General features: G+C 40.0%; 18 protein-coding genes. 9 read left to right on the top strand and 9 right to left on the bottom strand.

The window, feature by feature from the left end; all coding sequences use genetic code 11:
* Window positions 1–233: 233 nt before the first annotated feature.
* The 5 genes from guaB (at window position 234) to HZA38_00780 (ending at window position 7878) form a co-directional block, all read left to right on the top strand.
* Entirely contained in the window at window positions 234–1760 is a 1527-nt protein-coding gene (guaB, locus tag HZA38_00800) for an IMP dehydrogenase (protein MBI5414038.1), read from the top strand.
* A 74-nt stretch (window positions 1761–1834) separates the two neighbouring features.
* Window positions 1835–2944, top strand: a complete 1110-nt coding sequence (gene dnaJ / locus HZA38_00795; protein MBI5414037.1) for a molecular chaperone DnaJ — start codon at window positions 1835–1837, stop codon at window positions 2942–2944.
* Window positions 2945–3127: 183 nt separating this feature from the next.
* On the top strand, window positions 3128–4144 hold the full coding sequence (locus tag HZA38_00790) for a DHH family phosphoesterase (GenBank protein ID MBI5414036.1): 1017 nt from the start codon (window positions 3128–3130) through the stop codon (window positions 4142–4144).
* Between the two features lie 88 nt (window positions 4145–4232).
* On the top strand, window positions 4233–7472 hold the full coding sequence (gene carB, locus HZA38_00785; protein MBI5414035.1) for a carbamoyl-phosphate synthase (glutamine-hydrolyzing) large subunit: 3240 nt from the start codon (window positions 4233–4235) through the stop codon (window positions 7470–7472).
* 97 nt (window positions 7473–7569) lie between these two features.
* Complete coding sequence (locus HZA38_00780; GenBank protein MBI5414034.1) at window positions 7570–7878, top strand: 2Fe-2S iron-sulfur cluster binding domain-containing protein; 309 nt, start codon at window positions 7570–7572, stop codon at window positions 7876–7878.
* 39 nt (window positions 7879–7917) lie between these two features.
* On the opposite strand, the gene HZA38_00775 is transcribed toward HZA38_00780, so the two are convergent.
* Window positions 7918–10602 carry an HAD-IC family P-type ATPase gene (locus HZA38_00775; protein ID MBI5414033.1) on the bottom strand — a complete coding sequence of 895 codons (2685 nt, stop codon included), beginning with the start codon at window positions 10600–10602 and terminating at the stop codon, window positions 7918–7920.
* A gap of 69 nt (window positions 10603–10671) precedes the next feature.
* Here HZA38_00775 and HZA38_00770 point away from each other — a divergent pair, with 69 nt between their 5' ends.
* Window positions 10672–11037 (top strand): (2Fe-2S) ferredoxin domain-containing protein, encoded by a 366-nt coding sequence (locus HZA38_00770; GenBank protein ID MBI5414032.1) that lies wholly within the window; start codon window positions 10672–10674, stop codon window positions 11035–11037.
* A gap of 5 nt (window positions 11038–11042) precedes the next feature.
* Here HZA38_00770 and HZA38_00765 read toward each other — a convergent pair whose 3' ends face one another.
* The 4 genes from HZA38_00765 to ruvA are packed head-to-tail and all read right to left on the bottom strand — an operon-like array spanning window position 11043 to window position 14158.
* Window positions 11043–12050, bottom strand: coding sequence for a prepilin-type N-terminal cleavage/methylation domain-containing protein (locus tag HZA38_00765; GenBank protein ID MBI5414031.1), 1008 nt, complete (start codon window positions 12048–12050; stop codon window positions 11043–11045).
* A gap of 23 nt (window positions 12051–12073) precedes the next feature.
* The gene (locus HZA38_00760) at window positions 12074–12931 is read right to left on the bottom strand and encodes a hypothetical protein (protein ID MBI5414030.1); all 858 of its coding nucleotides are present in this window, start codon (window positions 12929–12931) and stop codon (window positions 12074–12076) included.
* Window positions 12928–13566 carry a prepilin-type N-terminal cleavage/methylation domain-containing protein gene (locus HZA38_00755; GenBank protein ID MBI5414029.1) on the bottom strand — a complete coding sequence of 213 codons (639 nt, stop codon included), beginning with the start codon at window positions 13564–13566 and terminating at the stop codon, window positions 12928–12930. The genes HZA38_00760 and HZA38_00755 overlap by 4 nt, the downstream gene beginning before the upstream one ends.
* 31 nt (window positions 13567–13597) lie before the next feature.
* Window positions 13598–14158 carry a Holliday junction branch migration protein RuvA gene (gene ruvA, locus HZA38_00750; protein MBI5414028.1) on the bottom strand — a complete coding sequence of 187 codons (561 nt, stop codon included), beginning with the start codon at window positions 14156–14158 and terminating at the stop codon, window positions 13598–13600.
* A 402-nt stretch (window positions 14159–14560) separates the two neighbouring features.
* Between ruvA and HZA38_00745 the strand changes: the two genes are divergently transcribed.
* The gene (locus HZA38_00745; protein ID MBI5414027.1) at window positions 14561–15115 is read left to right on the top strand and encodes a transposase; all 555 of its coding nucleotides are present in this window, start codon (window positions 14561–14563) and stop codon (window positions 15113–15115) included.
* A 67-nt stretch (window positions 15116–15182) separates the two neighbouring features.
* On the opposite strand, the gene HZA38_00740 is transcribed toward HZA38_00745, so the two are convergent.
* Window positions 15183–15656, bottom strand: a complete 474-nt coding sequence (locus HZA38_00740) for a hypothetical protein (protein ID MBI5414026.1) — start codon at window positions 15654–15656, stop codon at window positions 15183–15185.
* A 141-nt stretch (window positions 15657–15797) separates the two neighbouring features.
* Here HZA38_00740 and HZA38_00735 point away from each other — a divergent pair, with 141 nt between their 5' ends.
* Window positions 15798–16535 (top strand): hypothetical protein, encoded by a 738-nt coding sequence (locus tag HZA38_00735; GenBank protein MBI5414025.1) that lies wholly within the window; start codon window positions 15798–15800, stop codon window positions 16533–16535.
* Window positions 16536–16568: 33 nt separating this feature from the next.
* On the opposite strand, the gene HZA38_00730 is transcribed toward HZA38_00735, so the two are convergent.
* Window positions 16569–17939: a radical SAM protein gene (locus tag HZA38_00730; GenBank protein MBI5414024.1), complete on the bottom strand. Its 1371-nt coding sequence runs from the start codon at window positions 17937–17939 to the stop codon at window positions 16569–16571.
* A gap of 234 nt (window positions 17940–18173) precedes the next feature.
* Window positions 18174–18938, bottom strand: coding sequence for a hypothetical protein (locus tag HZA38_00725; protein MBI5414023.1), 765 nt, complete (start codon window positions 18936–18938; stop codon window positions 18174–18176).
* 112 nt (window positions 18939–19050) lie between these two features.
* Between HZA38_00725 and HZA38_00720 the strand changes: the two genes are divergently transcribed.
* A complete protein-coding gene (locus tag HZA38_00720) occupies window positions 19051–19512 on the top strand; it encodes a hypothetical protein (GenBank protein MBI5414022.1) in 462 nt (153 codons plus the stop codon).
* On the opposite strand, the gene HZA38_00715 is transcribed toward HZA38_00720, so the two are convergent.
* Window positions 19493–19602: IS30 family transposase (locus HZA38_00715; protein MBI5414021.1), on the bottom strand; the 110-nt coding region annotated here is incomplete at its 5' end. The genes HZA38_00720 and HZA38_00715 overlap by 20 nt on opposite strands.

Here is a 19602-nt window from a genome sequence, read left to right as displayed (position 1 = left end):
ACCATTTTGAACGATTTTTTTAATTTATGTACAAAATGCAATAAAAATTACAAAATACTATTGCAAATAACAATTTTGTACTATACAATGTACAAAATATCGTACTTTTTTATAATAATATGCTTCCAAAAATTGTTACTACATCGAATTTTCGAAGGAACCTTGCGGATCTTCTCGAGAATGCAAGAGCGCAAACTGTTGTTATCAAGGGGAAAAAATCGAACAGCGTTGTTATGAGCGAGGATCTCTATAACCAGGTAAATTTTCTTTCTCCTGAAGGACATCTTTTGTTTCCGGAAAAACTCACGTTTGACGATGTTCTTCTTATTCCTGAGTACTCTGAAGTTCTTCCGCGAGACACGAGAGTACATACACGTATCTCAAAGAATATCATCCTCAAAATTCCCTTCATTTCTGCGGCAATGGATACAGTTACGGAATCAAGGATGGCTGTAGAAATGGCACTCGCTGGAGGAATTGGGATTATTCATAAAAACCTCGCTCCCGATGAGCAGGCTGCAGAAGTGAAAATCGTAAAGCGATTTGAAAATGGATTCATAAAAAATCCAGTGGTACTTCCTCCGACCGCAAAAATCTCTGATGCCTATATTATTCGAAGAGATGTCGGATATAAGGCAATTCCCATTACCGAAAACGGAAGACTTCATGGAAAACTCTTGGGGATCTTGACTTCCAATGATTATTTTATTAATCGTCACGGGGAACTTCTCGTTTCAGAGAGAATGACTCCTTCCGAGAAATTACTTACTGCGCCTGAAGGGACGTCACTTGAAAGGGCTCATGAAATTCTGGAAGAATCAAAGCATTCAAAATTGCTCATTGTCTCCGCATCAGGGAATTTAGTAGCCTTGGTTACTCGGAGAGACTTGGAACGGAAACAAGATTTTCCAGATGCTTCTCTTGATAAAGATGGACGCCTCCTTTGTGGGGCAGCAGTGGGACCAGCAAAAAATATGGAAGAACGTGTACAAAAACTTGCAGAGGCAGAAGTCGACCTTTTTGTCGTTGATACTGCGCACGGACACTCAAAAGGAGTTGCTGATACAGTGCGGTATATCAAAAAGAAATACCCAAAAATAGTCGTTATTGGAGGAAATATTGCCTCAAAAGAAGCAGTACAGTTTTTAAAAGATGCAGGAGCTGATGGAGTAAAAGTCGGGATAGGACCAGGGTCTATTTGTACGACGCGAATAATTTCAGGAGTGGGAATGCCGCAATTTTCAGCTATACTCGATACCGCTGCTGAGGCAAAAAAACTCCAGATTTCTCTCATAGCAGATGGCGGAATAAAATATTCGGGAGATGCGGTAAAAGCCCTTGCTGCAGGAGCGGATGCAGTCATGATTGGTTCGATCTTTGCTGGGACAGAAGAAAGTCCGGGAGAACTTATCTATGCAAATGGAAAAACATATAAAAGCTATCGGGGAATGGGATCACTCTCAGCGATGAAAGAAGGCGGAAAAGAACGTTATGCTCAAGGAGATGTTGAGTCTGAAGAAAAGTTTGTTCCCGAAGGAATTGAGGGACGAATTCTCTTTAAGGGATCAGTGCGGAACGAAATCTATCAAATGGTTGGAGGTCTTAAATCTGCATTGGGGTATCAGGGGTGTGCTTCCCTCGAAGAGCTTCACCAAAAAGCGAAATTTATTCGTGTTACAAGTGCAGCAGTTAAAGAAAGCCATCCTCACGATATTACTATTTCCCGGGAAGCACCGAATTATCGGGGGAATTATGAATAAAATTAGCACTCTCACCCCTCCTTTGACAAAAAATATCAAAAAAGATAGAATAGGAAGAGCTGTCTAAAAAGTTCATGAAGGATCTCTACGAAGTATTAGGACTCAAGAAAGAATCATCTCCAGAGGAGATAAAAAAAGCGTATCGCCGTTTGGCGGCTAAGCATCATCCGGATGTAAATAAAGAAAAAAATGCTGCCGAGAAATTTAAAGAGATTCAAGCGGCATATGAAATTCTCTCTGATCCCACAAAGAAATCTCAATACGATCAATTTGGAGTGGCGGGAAGTCCATTCGGTGGCAGCGGTGGAGGGGGCGGACATGGATTTGAAGGGTTTTCTAACGGATTTGGTTTTGAAGACTTTAGTGATATTTTTGAGAATTTTTTCGGTGGGGGATTTCAGAAAAAATCAGGACCAAAACAAGGAAGAGATCTCAAAGTAAGCGTAAATCTCACTTTTGCGGAAAGTATATCCGGAGTGCAGCGTGACATTCATATAGATGGCTACACTGAGTGCAGCTCCTGCCGTGGCGCAGGAATAGAAAAAGGGTCGCGATTTACCACATGCCGTACCTGTGGTGGAGCTGGAAAGGTGACAAGGGCACAACAAACTCCCTTCGGAAATATTCGTACAACGGCGATGTGTCAAGAGTGTAATGGAGAAGGGCGCATCCCTGAAAAACCATGTTCCAAATGTAGTGGGGCGGGAAGAATTTGGGAAAAAAGAACGCTGAAAGTCAATATTCCTAGAGGAGTATATGATGGAGCCCTTTTAAGGCTCTCTCAAAAGGGAGAAGCGGGGGAGAGGGGAGCTCATGATGGAGATCTTCTCGTGGCTGTCTCAGTCGCAGAATCGCGTGATTTTGTGAGAGAAGGAGATAATATTTTAAGTACTGTCTCCATTCACGTACTTCAGGCGATTTTAGGAGATGAAGTTTCTATAAAAACTGTATATGGAGAGGAAAAAATAAAAATTCCAGCAGGGACTCAGAGTGGAAAAGAGCTCCGCATTCGCGGGAAAGGAGCTCCTCGCCTTGGAACAAATGCACATGGAGATCATATTGTTACGATTACTGTAGAGATTCCGCAAAAACTTAATTCACAAGAAAGAGGCCATTATGAAGCTCTCGCAAAAGAAGCGAAATTGCATCTTCGAGAAAAGGGCTTTTTTGAAAAGTTATTTTAGGAAAGCGGAAATAAGCATTTTTTTAGGATTTCCCGCGACGGAATAATCAGCCGGGGTATTTTATTATTTTACAATATTTATAAATTAGCGCAATTCCAGTCGCTACTCTCACACAGAAAAACATGAGACAATCCTCCCCTTCACCTTAATCAAAGAGTAATCAAAAATTTTCAACATATTTTTATGAGACTTTCAGAAAACACAGGGAGAGAGTTCGCAAAAGTAATTGATAGCGCGCAGAAAATCGTGCTCATATCGCACAGGAATCCTGATGGAGACACGATTGGTGCAGCACTTGCGATGTATGAAATGCTTCTTACCAGAGGAAAGGAACCTACATTTTTTTGTGTTGATCCACTTCCCGAAGATTTTCATTTTCTTCCGAATAGCGAGTTTGTTCTCCATAAACTTGATCAAAATGCATATGATCTCGCTATTATGATGGATGCTGCAGCCCACTACATGTCCGGAATTTTCGAATCACATCCAGATCTTTTTTTCGGAAAATATCCCCTCGTGAATATTGATCACCACATGTCTAACGAAGGGTATGGAAAATGGAATTTAGTCGATTCAGAATCAGCCTCTACAACCATTGTTCTCACGCATCTTTTTAATTTTCTCGGATGGAAAATCACTCCAAAAATCGCCACCTGTCTCATGACAGGACTTTACACGGATACTGGTTCACTCAAACATTCCAACGCTGACGCGGAAGTGCATCGCATTGCTGGAGAGCTTCTCCGAAGTGGCGCGCGTCTCAAAGACATTGTGAAGTATATCTTCAGAACAACAAAGGTGAGTACTTTGCGTCTTTGGGGAAGAGTGATGAAACGTATTACCCAAACTTCAGATCACATTACGCTTTCGTATGTTTCAGAAGAAGATTTTTCCGAAACAGAGGCGAAAAAATCAGATCTTTCCGGTGTTGTGGATTATCTCAATGCCGTTCCTGATGCAAGATTTTCGCTTCTCCTCACGGAAACAGAAGGAAAAGTAAAAGGATCTCTCCGAACACTTCGAGAAGATGTTGATCTCACAGAAATTGCTGGGAAATTCGGCGGCGGAGGACATAAAAAGGCTTCAGGATTTACCGTCACTGGGAAATTGCGACTTCAAACACGATTTGTGATTGAATCGGATGAGAAAAAATTTGAAGATTCACTTCTCTTAGAGGGAGTGACACCACATTCAAATTAAGCCTCTTCTCGCAAACCTATTGCAAAAATGTAAAAAAAACGTAAAAATTCTTAAGAAAGTTTCGATAGTTTCCCCTCTCCTCTTAAGAATGCCATCTCGATTTCCCAGACGCTCTTATCCAAAAAAAGTTATACTTTTAGGATCTGGAGCTCTCAAAATCGGACAGGCGGGTGAGTTCGATTACTCTGGATCACAAGCCATAAAAGCTCTCCGAGAAGAAGGTATTAAGGTGGTGCTCGTCAATCCGAATATTGCCACAGTGCAGACATCGGAAGGGATTGCCGATAAAGTATATTTTTTGCCAATCACGGTCGATTTTGTTGAACGAATTATCGCGAAAGAAAAACCGGAAGGAATTCTGCTCGCATGGGGCGGACAAACCGCGCTGAATTGTGGCATTGAACTTCATACAAAGGGCGTTCTCAAAAAGTATAAAGTAAAAGTCTATGGAACTCCGATTGAAGCGATACAAAAAACAGAAGATCGCCAGCTTTTTAATGATGAGCTTTCAAAAATGGGAATACGATTTCCTACTTCCATGAGTTGTACTTCAGAAAAGCAGGCTGAGACAGCTCTCAAAAAAATTGGATTCCCCGTCATTATTCGGGCCGGATTTACTCTCGGAGGTGGAGGCTCAGGCTTTGCTATGAATATGGAGGAATTTGGAACTTTGGTAAAAAATGCATTCGCTTATTCCCCGCAAATTCTTGTAGAAGAAAGCCTCAAGGGATGGAAAGAAGTGGAATATGAAGTTGTTCGAGATTCGGCAGATAATTGTATTACGGTCTGTAATATGGAAAACCTCGATCCTCTCGGAATTCATACCGGAGAATCAATCGTCATTGCGCCATCACAAACTCTCAATAATTCTGAGTATTATATGCTGAGGAGTATCGCCCTCAAGGTTATTCGTCATCTCGGAATTGTCGGAGAATGTAATATTCAATATGCGCTTGATCCGAAATCTGCAGAGTATCGAGTGATCGAAGTAAATGCGAGACTTTCCCGTTCATCTGCTCTTGCTTCAAAAGCTACCGGATATCCGCTTGCATATGTTGCCGCAAAATTAGCACTTGGATATCGATTAGACGACCTCAAAAATTCAGTTACAAAAGTGACCAAGGCTTTTTTTGAACCTTCCCTCGATTACGTTGCCCTCAAAATTCCGAGATGGGATCTCAATAAATTCCGAAAAGTATCCCATTCCATTTCTTCCGAAATGAAAAGCGTAGGAGAGATTATGGCGCTCGGGAGAAATTTTGAGGAAGCACTCCAAAAAGGACTTCGAATGCTTCAAATCGGTGCGCACGGTATTACTCACCACCCATTTCAAGTAGGAGACATTCGGAAGGCTCTTGAAAATCCGACTCCCACTCGAATATTTGCCGTATACGAAGCTCTTAAAAAAGGCATGACGGTTCAAGAAATTGCAAACATCACCAAAATTGACGAATGGTTTCTCGGAAAGCTGAAAAGAATTCTGAGTACGGAACGGAAAATTCAGGAAAAAGGAATGGACCTTTTTTCCGATCCTGGACTTTTTTCCCATGCAAAAAAAGAAGGATTTTCTGATGCGCAAATTTCAAAGATTTTGGGAGAAGAACGCATTTCGGAATCAGATGTCCGCGCGAAACGAAAAAAACTCGGAATTCTTCCGGTGGTAAAACAGATAGACACCCTTGCTGCTGAATTTCCAGCAAAAACCAATTATTTGTATCTCACGTATCATGGAATCAAAAACGATGTTCCTGTTTCACAAAAAATGAAGAAAAAAGCCATTGTCCTCGGATCAGGACCATATTGTATCGGATCATCTGTGGAATTTGACTGGAGTGCGGTAAGTGCCGTGAATACGCTCAAAAAAGAAAAGTACGAAACCGTTATGGTAAACTATAATCCAGAAACAGTGTCGACCGATTATGACACCTGTGACACGCTCTACTTTGATGAACTTTCCCTGGAAAGAGTCCTCGATATTTACGAAATAGAAAATCCGCAGGGAATTATCCTTTTCTCAGGCGGTCAAATTCCCAACAATCTCGCGAAAAAACTCGGAGAAGCTGGAGTGCGCATCCTCGGAACATCACCAAAAGAAATCCACAGAGCAGAATCACGGCAAATTTTTTCAGAACTTCTTGATACCCTGAAAGTTGATCAGCCGGAATGGAAAGAATTTTCCACGATAGAAGGAGCAAAATCTTTCGCGAAAAAAGTAAGCTATCCGGTTCTTATTCGTCCGAGTTATGTGCTTTCTGGAGCAGCTATGGCTGTTGCGCTTTCGGAAACCGAACTCGAGAATTATCTTTCAAAAGCAGTAAAAGTTACTTCAGAAGCGCCGGTCGTAGTTTCCAAATTTGAAGTAGGAGCGAGAGAAATTGAAATAGATGCAGTTGCCGGAAAAGGAGAACTTCTCCTCTATGCCATTTCTGAACATGTGGAGAATGCTGGTGTGCATTCGGGAGACGCGACGATGGTACTTCCCCCGCAAAAGACCTATCTTGAGACCATCAGACGCGTAAAAGAAATTGCAAAACTTCTCGCAAAAAAACTAAATATTACCGGACCGTTTAATATTCAATTTCTGGCGAAAAATAATCAAATAAAAGTTATTGAACTCAACTTAAGAGCATCGAGATCATTTCCCTTTGTTTCCAAAGTTACAGGGCATAATTTTATAGAAATCGCCACAAGAGCGACTCTTGGAAAAATTGAATCAAAGGCGGAACGAAGGAGAAAATACAATACGGTCGATCTTGACTTCGTTGGCGTCAAGGCCTCACAATTTTCATTCGCACGCCTCAGAGGAGCAGATCCGGTGCTTTCTGTGGAAATGGCATCCACGGGAGAGGTGGGATGTTTTGGGAATAATTTGGAAGAAGCGTTCCTAAAGGCAATGATCTCAACTGGATTCAGTATTCCTCAAAAAAATATTTTTCTTTCTATCGGAAAAACAGAGGAAAAACTCGGGTTTTTAGAATGGGCGGAAAAACTTGTAGAAATGAAGTTCACGCTTTTCGCGACCGAAGGGACATTTCAAGCGCTTCAGCATCACCATATTCCTGTAAAACTTCTCGCAAAAGTGTCAGAAAACAAGTCCCCGAATATTCTTTCGTATTTGTGTGATCGAAAAATTGATTTGGTGATCAATCTTCCGAGGTCATACGCGCACGAAGAAAAAACTGATGGCTACAAAATGCGTCGAGCAGCAATTGACAACAACATTCCACTTATTACGAATTTTCAGGTCGCAAAACTCCTCGTTCAGGCTCTCGAAAAATGGCGAAACAAAGAACTTCCGATTACGGATTGGGGAGTTTTTCAGAAATAAGCGGTAAGCAGCAATAAGTTTTATGTACGTTACAGAACAAATCCTTCCAAATTTCCACAATTTTTTTAGACTTTTTATAAACTTTCTCTTTCGTATCATGATTATCTGCACTGTAAAATCTTCTTCTGGCGAAATAATGGGAACATTTCACCCAAAAGGAAAAAAGAATCTTCTCGATGAAGCCGCGGATGAAGGTATTGAGATGCCATTTTCTTGCCATGCGGGAGCATGTATGAGCTGCGCTACGCGCGTAATTCAGGGCATGGAGCTTCTTGATCTTCAAAAAGATGGAACCAAATATGTCGATACTGATGCTGATGTTGCTCTCACGTGCATTGCCGGAGTGAAAGAATCATTTGTGATGGATGACGAAGAACATATTCTGGAAGTCGAAGTACTTATGTAAAGGGAAACTTTGAAAAATGCGGGATAAGTTTCCACGACATTAAAATTCAGGATGCTCTCTCGACATAAATTTTTTCCGGATTTCTTCGACCCAAAGCACAAGGGATGACGCGAAAAGAACGAGAATTCCCTCCTCGAGAGTGAGAGATGTTGTTTTAAAGAAAGGATGAAGAGGCGGGATATAGAGCATTGCTGCAACCATGAGGAGTGATATGAAAAGTGCGATAAGAAGGAACTTATTTTCAAATGGTTTTTGGAAAGCTGAGTGGAGAATATGTCGTGCAGAAAAGGCAGTAAAGAGCTGTCCGATGACGATTGTTGAGAACACCATACTTCGAATTTTTTCAGAAAGGTGAGGCGAAACTTCCGCTCCCCATGTCCATTCATTTGTAAAAAGAATCCAGAAAAGCACAAGGAAAGCAGATGCGGAAAGAACAAGTCCAATCCAAAATAAATGGAGCACAAAATATTTTTGGAGAATACGTGCATTTGAATTTCGTGGAGGAACATGCATAATTCCTTCTTCCGTTTTTTCAAAGCTCAGTGCAATCGCCGGAAGTGCATCTGTTCCGAGATTCACCATAAGAATGAGCACTGCCGTGAGAGGATTTGGAATGGAGAGAATAAGAGAAGTCATGACAATAATGAGTTCGCTGATGTTACTCGCAAACAAAAACCAGATGAATTTTTTGAGATTCTCAAAAATAGTTCGCCCTTCACGAATCGCCGACACGATCGTTGCAAAAGAATCATCGAGAAGCACCATGTTCGCCGTTTCTTTTGAAACTTCAGTCCCCGTAATTCCCATTGCAACACCAATATTCGCCTTCTTTAACGCCGGCGCGTCATTCACGCCATCTCCCGTCACCGCGACAATTTCTCCCTTCTCCTGGAGCAGAGAAACAATGCGCATTTTATCGGCCGGAGTACTTCGTGCAAAGAGAATCTCACGGGGAATATTTTTCTTGGGAATTTTTTCAAATAATTTTGCAGAAAGTTCTGCGTCTGATAATTTTTGGAGATCAGAACTCGTCAAAATTATGGCATCTTTCTCAGAAAGAATTCCTATTTCACGAGCAACAGCTACGGCAGTTTCGGCGTTATCTCCGGTAATAATAATGGTTCGAATTCCCGCCATATGAGCGGCTCTTACTGCCGCATGCACCTCTTTTCGAGGAGGATCAATCATCCCCAGAAGTCCATAGAACACGAGTCCATTTTCTGCATCTTTTGCTTGGAGAGGAATATCTTTTCCTTCGAATGATTTTTTAGCAAAAGCCAGAACGCGAAGCGCTTTTACGCTCAAAAAAGAAACTGCCTGTAGAAATTCTGTTCGTTTTTGAGGAGTGAGACGTTCCTCTTTTTCTCCACTCCAATATGAAGTACAGACTTCAAGCACCATCTCGGCGGCGCCCTTCACAAAAATTGTTTTCTCAGATTCATTTTGACGATGGACACTGCTCATCATTTTTCTCTCTGCATCAAATGGGAATTTTTTTAAAATAGGAAGTGGAAGAATTTTCTTTTCGGGAAAATTTTTCAGAAATTTTTCAGCAGTAACAAGAAGAGCCCCTTCCGTTGGATCACCAAAAAGTTCTACCTTGCCATCTGATTTCGATATTTCTATTTTTGCGTCATTACAGTTCTGTGCAATTTCTAAAATTTCTTGGAGATGGGAAATACACTTCACTGGATTTCCCCTTTCAAACACGATATTTCCGTCGAGATGCCACCCTTCTCCCTGAAAAACAACGGGAGTGCTACTCGAAAGAAATCCTTCTCGTACGGTCATTTCGTTTTTGGTGAGCGTTCCTGTTTTATCCGAACAAATAACAGTAGTTGCTCCGAGTGTTTCCACCGAAGAAAGTTGCTTTACAACGGCTTTCTTTTTCGCAAGTCTTTGAACTCCAAGAGCAAGCGCTATTGTAATGGTTGCGGGAAGTCCTTCGGGAACAGCCGCGACAGCAACACTTATAGAAAACAAGAGTGATTCCAAAAAATTGGATTTCTTAAAAATAAAATCAAGACCAAATACAACAAGAATCAAAACTATCGCAATTTTTCCAACAAATATTCCAATGTGCCCTAATTCCTTCTCAAGTGGGCTTTTTTCACTTTGAGTTGAAAGTGTAAGATGAGCAATATTTCCGAATTGAGTCGCGCCTCCCGTTTTCAGGACCTGCATTTTTCCGGATCCATATACGACAGCAGTTCCGAGAAAAACCTCATTTCCTTCACCTTTTTCAATGGGGTACGATTCCCCCGTGAGAGCGGATTCTTCCACTTTAATTTCTGAATCTTCAAGAATTTTTCCATCTGCTGGAATTTTATCGCCCTCACGGAGCATCACAATGTCGCCCGGAACAAGAAATTTGGCATGAACTTTTTGTTCTCTTCCATCGCGAAATACAATTGCTTCGGGGGATACGATTTTTTGAAGTGCTTCAAGTGTTTTTTCACTTTTCCACTCTTGAAAAATCCCAATACAAGCATTTAAAATAACGATAGCAGCAATAATACTTCCATCAATTCTTTCTCCTAAAACGAAAGCTACCAACGCAGAAATCATAAGAATAATCACCATAAGATCACTGAATTGCCGGAGAATTTTTTTCCACCAAGTGTCTGATTTTTTATGAGGAAGAACATTAAGCCCATACTCCTTCTGAAGTTTTTCCGCTTCCAAAGATGAAAGACCTCTCAAGGAAATTAGAGCACTGCTCATTTTGTTATTTTTCTAAAAATGTGTAAAAATCTTACTCGGATATGATTGTATTTTTTTGAAAAAAAATCCATGGAAAATGAGCAAAATCCGTTTCCGCACATGCTGAAGAAGAAAAAAATTCGCGTGTGTCGATCGCAAAAAAGTTGCGAAAGAAATAGAGCAAAATATATCTGGGAACGAATTTGTAATGAACTCGAGATAGATCCGAATTCTGAAAAAATATCGATGGGAAACCTGAGCGTGGAACCCAGCGGATGTCAGGGGAACTGTAAATATTCGCCCAACATTCAAGTAGTGGATGAAGAAACTGGCGAAGTAAGCCAATTTGTAGACGTAAATCCGATAGAAGCTGCAAAAATTCTCAAAAAACTCCTTTCCGGAATATCGGAGAAGGGAATTTCACGAAAAGGAAAAGATGAATCTCAAAGTTCATAATATTTTTATTCCTTTTCAAAAGGAATGAGGACATCATTATAAATTCTTGAAGAAATTGTAGTTTCAAGCGTAATCGAAGGTTCATCGCCTTCACCCTCAAATTGTTTTGCAACAGACGGTGAAACTTTTGAAGAGAGGAGAATCGTAACATTTGGATGCACTCTCTCCGCAGGATCATCAGTATTGTATTCTTTTCGCGGATCATCTGCTGGACTTATGAAAAACTTAAGACCAGTGATTTCAATATCGAGAGGAGAGATCGGAATAAAGCCACTTAAAAAGTCAGGATTTGACCACCAACTGTCGTAATGTGAATCATCGACAGCGTCAGCTTGTGGTTGCGGCGAACAATTGTTAGGAAAATTATTAGAAAAGTCATTATTATTACAACGATCGCTGAGATCAAGAACAAGCAATCCGACTCTTGTAGTGTCGATTTTTTTAATGACGGTCTTCTGTTTTCCATCAGATGACATAAGATACAGTTCATCTTGTCCAAATTGAATGTTGTTTTCCGCATCTCGTCCAAGAGCTACAGCGTCCCAGTCATCATTTGCAACAGTATTCTCGCCTATGGTGGAAAAATATCCTTCATTACTATCTTGCGGATAACATGGATCTTCTTTGTTCATAGTGTAGCGTTGAGGATCATTAAAATCATACACAGGAGCACAGCTACCACCCGCTACGGGGCTTATGTAGAAAAATCGTTTAAAATACTCGCGATAATATAAGCCGTATTGATTTTCATTTGCCACAGGAAGAGATTCGCCAATGATCATATTGTGCTTATGATTAAAATACTCATCATAATCCACGGTATTCATACGAATTTCCCTCGAAATCCTATCAAGAAGCACACGCGTTTCCTCAAATAATGTATTACTCGCGATTTCTCTTTTTGATCCGCGAAAAAGATTCACACTTGTGGCGCTAATTGTTCCCACAGCAATAACGACGATAACTATTGCTATAAGAAGTTCAATAAGCGTAAACCCCGATAATTTTTTCATTTTTTTTCTCATAGAATAATATATTAATCATTCCAGCTTTCTCGTTCAAAATAATCCGTAAGAAGTGTTTCCAAAGTGAGAGTTTTGTATTCCGCGTCAGCCGCTCCATCTTTCCAAAACACTTTAGCTGTTACGAGAATGCGATTATCTTTTCCTGTGTCATCCGTGGGAAAGAATCCTGAATCGTTACAATCATGATTTGTAAAAGTGTCATCTCCATTATCTGTAGGAGCAGTGATGTTATCGATGTAACAAATATCAAGAGTACGATAGAAAAGACTCGGATTTGCCGCAGGAAGATGGGTATATCGACCATCTCCGTTGATGTAAAGTCTGGATGTTCGACTGCCAGCAGTATCAATAGGATCCGCCTCGGGATACTCTCCATTTTGATATCCGACGCCACCGTAAGGAATAAACGTCGTATTTGCATTAAGATAATCCGATGCAGGGAGGATTATCCAGCGCGAAGTCGTGGAATCAAAATCGACAATAAATGATCTCATTCGAAAAGACCCTCCCCCTGGGGCGTTTAATCCGACGCCCAGAGGATGATTATTTTGTCCATTTGCGATGACACAATTTTCATTAGCTCCTACTATTCCATCTTCATTTACATCCGGAGAGAAATTCCAACATTCTCGCAAATTTGAAGAATACACCATCCAATTTGTATCTCGAATATTTCGCACCACTTCAAGCGCTTCCTCCGCCAAATTTATGGCAATAATTCGATTTTTGCTAATCACATTTGCTCGAGAAGACGCCATAAGGAGAGAAAGAGACGCTACTGCACCAATGGTAAAAACGATGAGAGAAATAAGCACCTCTATGAGAATGGCTCCATTTTTCCCCCGGAGTTTTTTCAAAAATTGCTTCATTTCGTAAGTGAAACTTCAAAAAATCGAGAAATTTTGTTTATTTTTATTTCATATTCTCGCATGTCTTTATAGTTGAGTTTTAGAGAAATATTTTTAGTGGCACCAAGATCTTGAGAAGTGTCTGAGTTCCCAAAAGTCACCTCAGCGGAATTCGGTGCAAAGAGTATCCAAAAATTATCCGTGACTGGAGCTGTCGGAGAAGTATCAAAAATAAGGCCTGTTCCTAATGGATCAGTATCTGTTGCACTTATATTGATATAATCTGGAATAATTTCACTTTGATCGAGATAGCCTCCATCATTATTCACATCATAAAGCTTATCACCATCCATATCCGCGAAGACGTATCCACGTTTCTCAGTCGGATTAAACAAAAATCCAAAACCACCAACCGGAACCTTTACTGTGCCACTTGGGAATTCGTGTACCTCTCCTGCCATAGCAGAGGCTCTTGCAGATCTCATGAGTGTCACGAGATCTCTGGTGGAGCTTTCTACTTCTGCTATTCTGGCTCTATCAGGTACAGCATATCGACTGAGTCCTGCTGCGGTGAGAATTCCAAGAATGATCACAACTGTGAGTATTTCAATAAGCGTAAAGCCGGCAGTATTTTTTCGAAAAGAGAAAGTATTCACTCCAAGGCATAATGTATCTTCCCATTATACATCAAAGTGCACTCTTTTGCAAAAACCAACGCACCATTTCTTCGGGTGAAGGAAGCGGCTTCTTCAGTTCCAAAAATGTTTTCTGAATCTGATTTCTCTCAAATCCCAAATCTTTAAGCGCTTGAACGACTTCGGGAGGTAAACTTTCCTCCTGTCCAATGCCGATTTCAGGAAGATTTCCTCTGAGTTCCAGCACCATCCGCTCTGCTGTCTTTTTCCCGATTCCCTTGAGGGTTTTGAGGAAATCTACATCTCCTTTTACAATTGCCTCATGAACAAGAGATGGAGAAACTTCCATAATTTCGAGCGCACTTTTTGGTCCGATTCCAGAAACAGAAATGAGTTTTTCAAAAAACTTCAAATCGCTTTCTTTCAAAAATCCATACAAAGTCTGATCATCTTCTCGAATATGATGGTGAGTAAAAAGAAAAACTGGTTGTTTTTCATGCAGATGTGACATCGCAGAAAGTGTCGTGAATACCCGATATCCAACGCCTTGGACATCGATGAGAATCGCACGGGGTTCTTTTTTGTAGAGAGTTCCGGAGAGAAAGGCAATCATACGGAAATAAAAAATTCAAAACTCAGTGAAGAAGACCGCACTCAGCATAATTGAATTTCTCGATTTTTGCGAATAAAATGCGGGAAGGAGTGAGGAAACATGAGATTTATTTTGTACCATGAAGGCGACACGGCGCCGTGTCGCCTTCTGAGATATCGCGGCAGGAGCACGTTCGCAATGATGCATATTTTCTAATCCGAATATTGCTCTGAACGATCAGAATATCCCGTGCGAGGCATCCGTCCACGGGTGCCCTGTAAGAAATTGTCGTCGAACCTCGTCGACAGAATAAAATCTTTTAAAAGCATCTTAAGAACGAGGTTTTTAGAATATCTCCAAAAATGTTTACATTGGGAAAACGAACAGGAATGAGAAAATATGGACACGTATCCCTCAGGAAAAGTGAAAAGAAATAGATCATTCTTCTTCCGGCAGAATGCAACATATTTTTTAACGACAACTATCACAGAATTCACAAAAATTTTTGATATTCCCGATCTTGCAGAAATTCTCATTCGTACTATCAATTTCTACCGGGAAAAATTTTGTGTAAAAATGCACGCTTTTGTCATCATGCCAAATCATATACACCTTCTCCTGACAATGGGGAACATCAGGACTGTTTCGGAGCTCATGGGAAGGGTAAAGGAGTACAGTGCAAAAGAAATTGTGAAATGGTGTCAAAATAATAGAAGAGACGATCTTCTCCATATTTTTCAAAAATCTGCGAAGAAATATATAACGAGGCATGAATATCAGGTGTGGCAGAGAAGGTTTGACGATCTTATTATTGATAACGATAATACCTTCAATATAAAGATGGACTACATTCATGGGAATCCACTTCAAGAGCACTGGAAACTTGCAGCGACTCCTGAAGAATATCCTCTCTCGAGTGCGAAGTTTTATTTTTTAGGAGAGGAAACAGTAATACCGATTTCGTATATGGACGAATGATTCTTCCCGGGCACCCGTGGACGGGTGCCTCGCACGGATTTGCGAATGAAATGCGGGAACACCATCTTCATCGTTTATCTAAGAAAAACCACTCCATCCATTTATTAAGTTGTATTCCTTCTTCTGCTGTTTCTTCTAAGGGATCACTTGTGGAGTCCCGCATTGCGACGTCCAGCATTGCGAGATTAAACGAGCTTTGGCTCTGCGGTATCATTCCTTGTTCTTGAAAAGCTTGGAAGACTTCCGCAAGCATCTCTCTCTTCTCAGGAGCTTCTTCTTCTCGTAAAGCTTGGAAAATTTCCATAAGTACCTTCTTGAGTTGCCTCTGCGGTATCATTCTTTGTTCTTGAAAAGCTTGGAAGACTGCCAAAAACATCTCTATCTTCTCAGGAGCTACTCCCTCTTGTAAAGCTTGGAAAATTTCCTCAAGTACCTCTTTGTTGCAAGAAATTTCTCCATCTTCTTGTGATGATGGAGGAGTAGCTGTTTCTTGAGCATCAAAATCAGAACTGCCGATATTTCCTGTTTCTCTATTTGTCATATGGAATTAAAGAAAAATAGAACATGATTTTACATGGCCCGTTAAATATTGTCAATATTCAAGAACAATAAGTAAAAATATATAGATTTTATCTTTATATTCAGCTATAATTTACTTGTCGATATTTTCTGACAACAGATTATGCAAGAACTTTTTCATATTTTCGGACTCAAAAAGAAAGAGATTCAGACGTTTCTCAGGCTTCTTGAACTCGGGGCTCAGCCCGTGAGTATTATTGCAAGACAAGTCGGAATTCCTCGTCCTACGATGTATCTTGTCCTCGGAAAACTCAAAAAACTCGGACTCATTGATGAATTTGAACAAGCAGGAATTACCTATGCGAAATGTATTCCCGTAAAGAATATTCCCGATCTTCTCGCCTCAAAACAAAAACAAATTGAACATACGCTCGAAATGTTCCAAGAAAAGCGCGAAGAACTCGAAAAACTGGAAAATAAACTCAGCATTACTCCAAAAATACGTTTCTTTGAAGGGAAAAATCAGGTGATGCAGATGTATGAAGAAGTTCTGAAAGAAAAAGGATTTTGTGCCATTTTTCATCCGGAAATCGTAAAAAAACTCATGCCGGAATATCATTATCTTGTCGCGGAAACTATGAGAGAAAAGCATCTCAAAATTCAGGAGCTGCTCATTGATTCAAAAGAAGCGAAATATTATCAAAAAACATATGCTTCCAAAAATCACCAGATCAAAATTTTACCAAAAACACTTCAATTTGCATCGGATACCATTATTTGTGCTGATAAAATCTATATGGTTTCATATGGAGAGAACCAAGTTTCCGCAACGGAGATTTGGAATTCTTCTCTTGCGGAATCGCAAAGAACAGTTTTTTCGGAATTATGGAAAAACGCATAAACCATTGTAGGGGCGGCAGATCTGCCGCCCCTCCTATATATCATATTTTCCCATATTGAATCTTTGTATTCCCTTGATTTGTTCATCTGTCATCCCAGGAAGAAGGGGATGTACAAACTGAGTTACATTTCCTGCAATAGAACAAATTTTTAGATAATATTGCGTAGTAAGTTCTCTTAAGACTGGGTCAGGATGAGTAAGTGCTGAAGGAAGGGCAGTAAAATCCAGAGATTGAAATGTTTTTGGAAAAGTAAGAAGTTGACGAACAGCATTTTCGTAATAAGGATCACCCCAATCATCATTTCCAGGAACGAAAATTTTGGAAACATGCGGTCTGGGAATTGCGTAGTATTTCTCAACCATTTCATTCGTGATGGCATACGCCGCCTCAAGAGACTCGGCATTATCCTTTTTATTATGACCAAAAACCATAAGAACTTCTGGAGTAAGACCAAAATCTTCCCGTGCGGAGCGAATTGCTCCTATACATCTTTCTGGTGTATTTTGAAACTTCCTCAGGTGTTTCCACACATCTTCTCCCCAGCCATCTACTCCAAAACCTACAGTGTGGAGTCCTGCTCGAATAATTTTTTCTATTGTTTCTGGAGATTTTTTTCGCGCTTCCCCAAAAGAATCAACACTCGAAAGACCGCGCAGGCGAATGAGAAAACTATATTTTTCTCTGAGTTCACAAATTACCTCCGCAACATCATTCAGTTTTCTCGGATTTTGAAAAACATCAAGATTTGACATGTAGATATCAAATTCTTTTATTCCGAACTGAAGAGCGCGTTGAATAAGATATTCCACATCCTGCTGAATAATCTCTGGTGAGCGATATGTCTCTGGGCGTTTCTTTAATGCTGCGCAAAAAGAACACTGTTTATTGCATCCTTGAGAGATGTACAATGAGAATTCTCGAGAAAGATATTTTCGCATATCCTCATCTGAAATAAGTTTATATGCAGGAATAAGTGAAGTTTGTTCTTGGGGAGGAAGCGCTCTCTGGTCAATTCCAAGATGCTCAGCAAGAATTGCATCATTATTTCCATTTCCTGAATTTTCACCAAAAAGATGGCAAAACTGACCCTCTGTAAGCCCAGATATTACTTGTCCCCCGAAAAGAAATCTAAGGTTTTCTTTTGTTTCTGCGGAAGTTCTCCTTTGAAATTCTTGCGCCTCGGGGATATATGGCGCTCCCAAAAGATTTATACCAATATGAGACGAAGTAATATGAGCAGGTCGAAGATTCTCATCTTGCAAAGAAGAAACCTCTCCTCCTGCTTGCAATATTCTGGCGGCAGCCGCAAGAAGTGAAACAGGGAGGTAAATATGTCCTTCTGGATGCTCTTCCTTGGGATAAGCATAAGAATGCCGAAGTTGTACGAGATCAATTTTCCCCATAGAAATAATTTTTTATTATGATACTTTCTTGTATATATACAACGTTTTCTCCTTTCATTATGATAAAGGAGATTCTGAAAGCAAGTTTCGTATGGAGGTATTCGTAAATACTGGCTTTAAAACTCGTTACATGAAAACATTTTCTGTTGTCGGACCTCGACAACAGATTTTTTTCTGATTTTTAAGAAGAGATAAGACATGGACCGAAGACTCCACTTCGTAGCCTTGTCTCTGCTATATTTTCTTTTTGAGCATATCAAACAGGAAATGAAACATTTGGCTAATTTCGGATTGCTTTATTTTAAGACCAATTTGAGAGGTTTTGTAACACGTAAGATACACAGCGTGACCAGCAATAAAAATACTCGTTGTCCCTTTTGCCGCTGGTATTTTTTCCGGATTAAATTCTAAAAACGCAATTCTGTGAAGACGTTCGGGAAGGAGCGTTCCCGTCATTTCCAAAATTTCAAAATCTACCATGAGACTTTTTATTTCGTTAAAGAATTCCTCTATAAAGCGAGAAAGTGGCACATTTCCCAGCCGTTCTTCAAATGTATTCGAGGTAAGCATTTTGATTTGATGGAGTTTTTCACTTTTCACTTCAAAGAGGAGGTCTCGAAAAAAACGCTTGATGCCTGCTTCCCCTTCGAATATCTCAAGTTCTGGAATAAGCTCTCTTTCTCCCTGAAGAGATTTCATCATTTTTTCGACAAGCGGAAATTCTTTGAGAAGGTCTTCATAGAGACCATATTTTTCTTTGAGATGCATTCGGATGCTGTCAAAACTCTGTATTCCAAAACACTGAATTCCGCTCCGATAATAAATTCGTAAAAACCCTTTTTCCGTAAGATGCTTTAAATTTTTGTATGCAGTAACACGATCCATATTGCATTTTTTGGCGACAACTGAAGCAGGCTGAATTCCTATTTCTGCAAGAACGAGATAAAGCTCTTGTTCTTTTTCTGTAAATCCTATTTTCTTGAGATATTTAATAAGCATATTAAAAACTAAAAATACTGTTGTTCTTTATGAAGAACAATTTACAGTTTATCAAGTGAGTATAAAAATGCACTTGACAATTTGTGTGTTTTAAATCTTTTCTCATCTCCTTATGCCATCATGCCCTGAATGTAATGCCTCATTTCAAATCACTCAATTTGAAAAGGAATTTTATGAAAAGATTGGAGTTCCTCCTCCGAAACATTGTCCAGACTGTCGACTCATTCATCGAGTCATATTTCGAAATGAACAAAAATTCTACAAACGGGAATGTGATTTTACGAAGAAAAACACCATTTCTCTCTATCCTCCTTCTTCTCCTGTAAAAATATACACCGTTGAAACTTGGTTTAGCGATAAATGGGATCCCATGGAATATGGACGGGATTTTGATTTTTCAAAATCATTTTTTGAACAGTATCGCGAACTCAGCTTTGCTGTTCCAAAACCAAGCCTTACACAACTTCAGAATGAAAACAGCCCGTATACGACGGGAACTGGATATTGCAAAAATTGCTATCTTATGGAAAATTCAAGGATTATAAGCACCACCCCTAGAGGAGATCAGAAATGACTTCATTTGGAGTACGATATCGAAGTGATTTTCTTGGTCTGTCGTTGAGTTTTTCTTGTACTGCATAGATTTTTTCTTCTGATACTTTGG

This window comes from Candidatus Peregrinibacteria bacterium (genome assembly GCA_016220175.1).
Lineage (GTDB): Bacteria > Patescibacteriota > Gracilibacteria > CAIRYL01 > CAIRYL01 > JACRHZ01.
This window is presented reverse-complemented; position numbering and strand designations above follow the sequence as displayed.

Coding starts and splice junctions, on each gene's coding strand:
- guaB (MBI5414038.1), top strand. CDS start 234: ATGAGCGAGGATCTCTATAACCAGGTAAATTTTCTTTCTCCTGAAGGA.
- dnaJ (MBI5414037.1), top strand. CDS start 1,835: ATGAAGGATCTCTACGAAGTATTAGGACTCAAGAAAGAATCATCTCCA.
- HZA38_00790 (MBI5414036.1), top strand. CDS start 3,128: ATGAGACTTTCAGAAAACACAGGGAGAGAGTTCGCAAAAGTAATTGAT.
- carB (MBI5414035.1), top strand. CDS start 4,233: ATGCCATCTCGATTTCCCAGACGCTCTTATCCAAAAAAAGTTATACTT.
- HZA38_00780 (MBI5414034.1), top strand. CDS start 7,570: ATGATTATCTGCACTGTAAAATCTTCTTCTGGCGAAATAATGGGAACA.
- HZA38_00775 (MBI5414033.1), bottom strand. CDS start 10,602: ATGAGCAGTGCTCTAATTTCCTTGAGAGGTCTTTCATCTTTGGAAGCG.
- HZA38_00770 (MBI5414032.1), top strand. CDS start 10,672: ATGGAAAATGAGCAAAATCCGTTTCCGCACATGCTGAAGAAGAAAAAA.
- HZA38_00765 (MBI5414031.1), bottom strand. CDS start 12,050: ATGAAAAAATTATCGGGGTTTACGCTTATTGAACTTCTTATAGCAATA.
- HZA38_00760 (MBI5414030.1), bottom strand. CDS start 12,931: ATGAAGCAATTTTTGAAAAAACTCCGGGGGAAAAATGGAGCCATTCTC.
- ruvA (MBI5414028.1), bottom strand. CDS start 14,158: ATGATTGCCTTTCTCTCCGGAACTCTCTACAAAAAAGAACCCCGTGCG.
- HZA38_00740 (MBI5414026.1), bottom strand. CDS start 15,656: ATGACAAATAGAGAAACAGGAAATATCGGCAGTTCTGATTTTGATGCT.
- HZA38_00735 (MBI5414025.1), top strand. CDS start 15,798: ATGCAAGAACTTTTTCATATTTTCGGACTCAAAAAGAAAGAGATTCAG.
- HZA38_00730 (MBI5414024.1), bottom strand. CDS start 17,939: ATGGGGAAAATTGATCTCGTACAACTTCGGCATTCTTATGCTTATCCC.
- HZA38_00725 (MBI5414023.1), bottom strand. CDS start 18,938: ATGCTTATTAAATATCTCAAGAAAATAGGATTTACAGAAAAAGAACAA.
- HZA38_00720 (MBI5414022.1), top strand. CDS start 19,051: ATGCCATCATGCCCTGAATGTAATGCCTCATTTCAAATCACTCAATTT.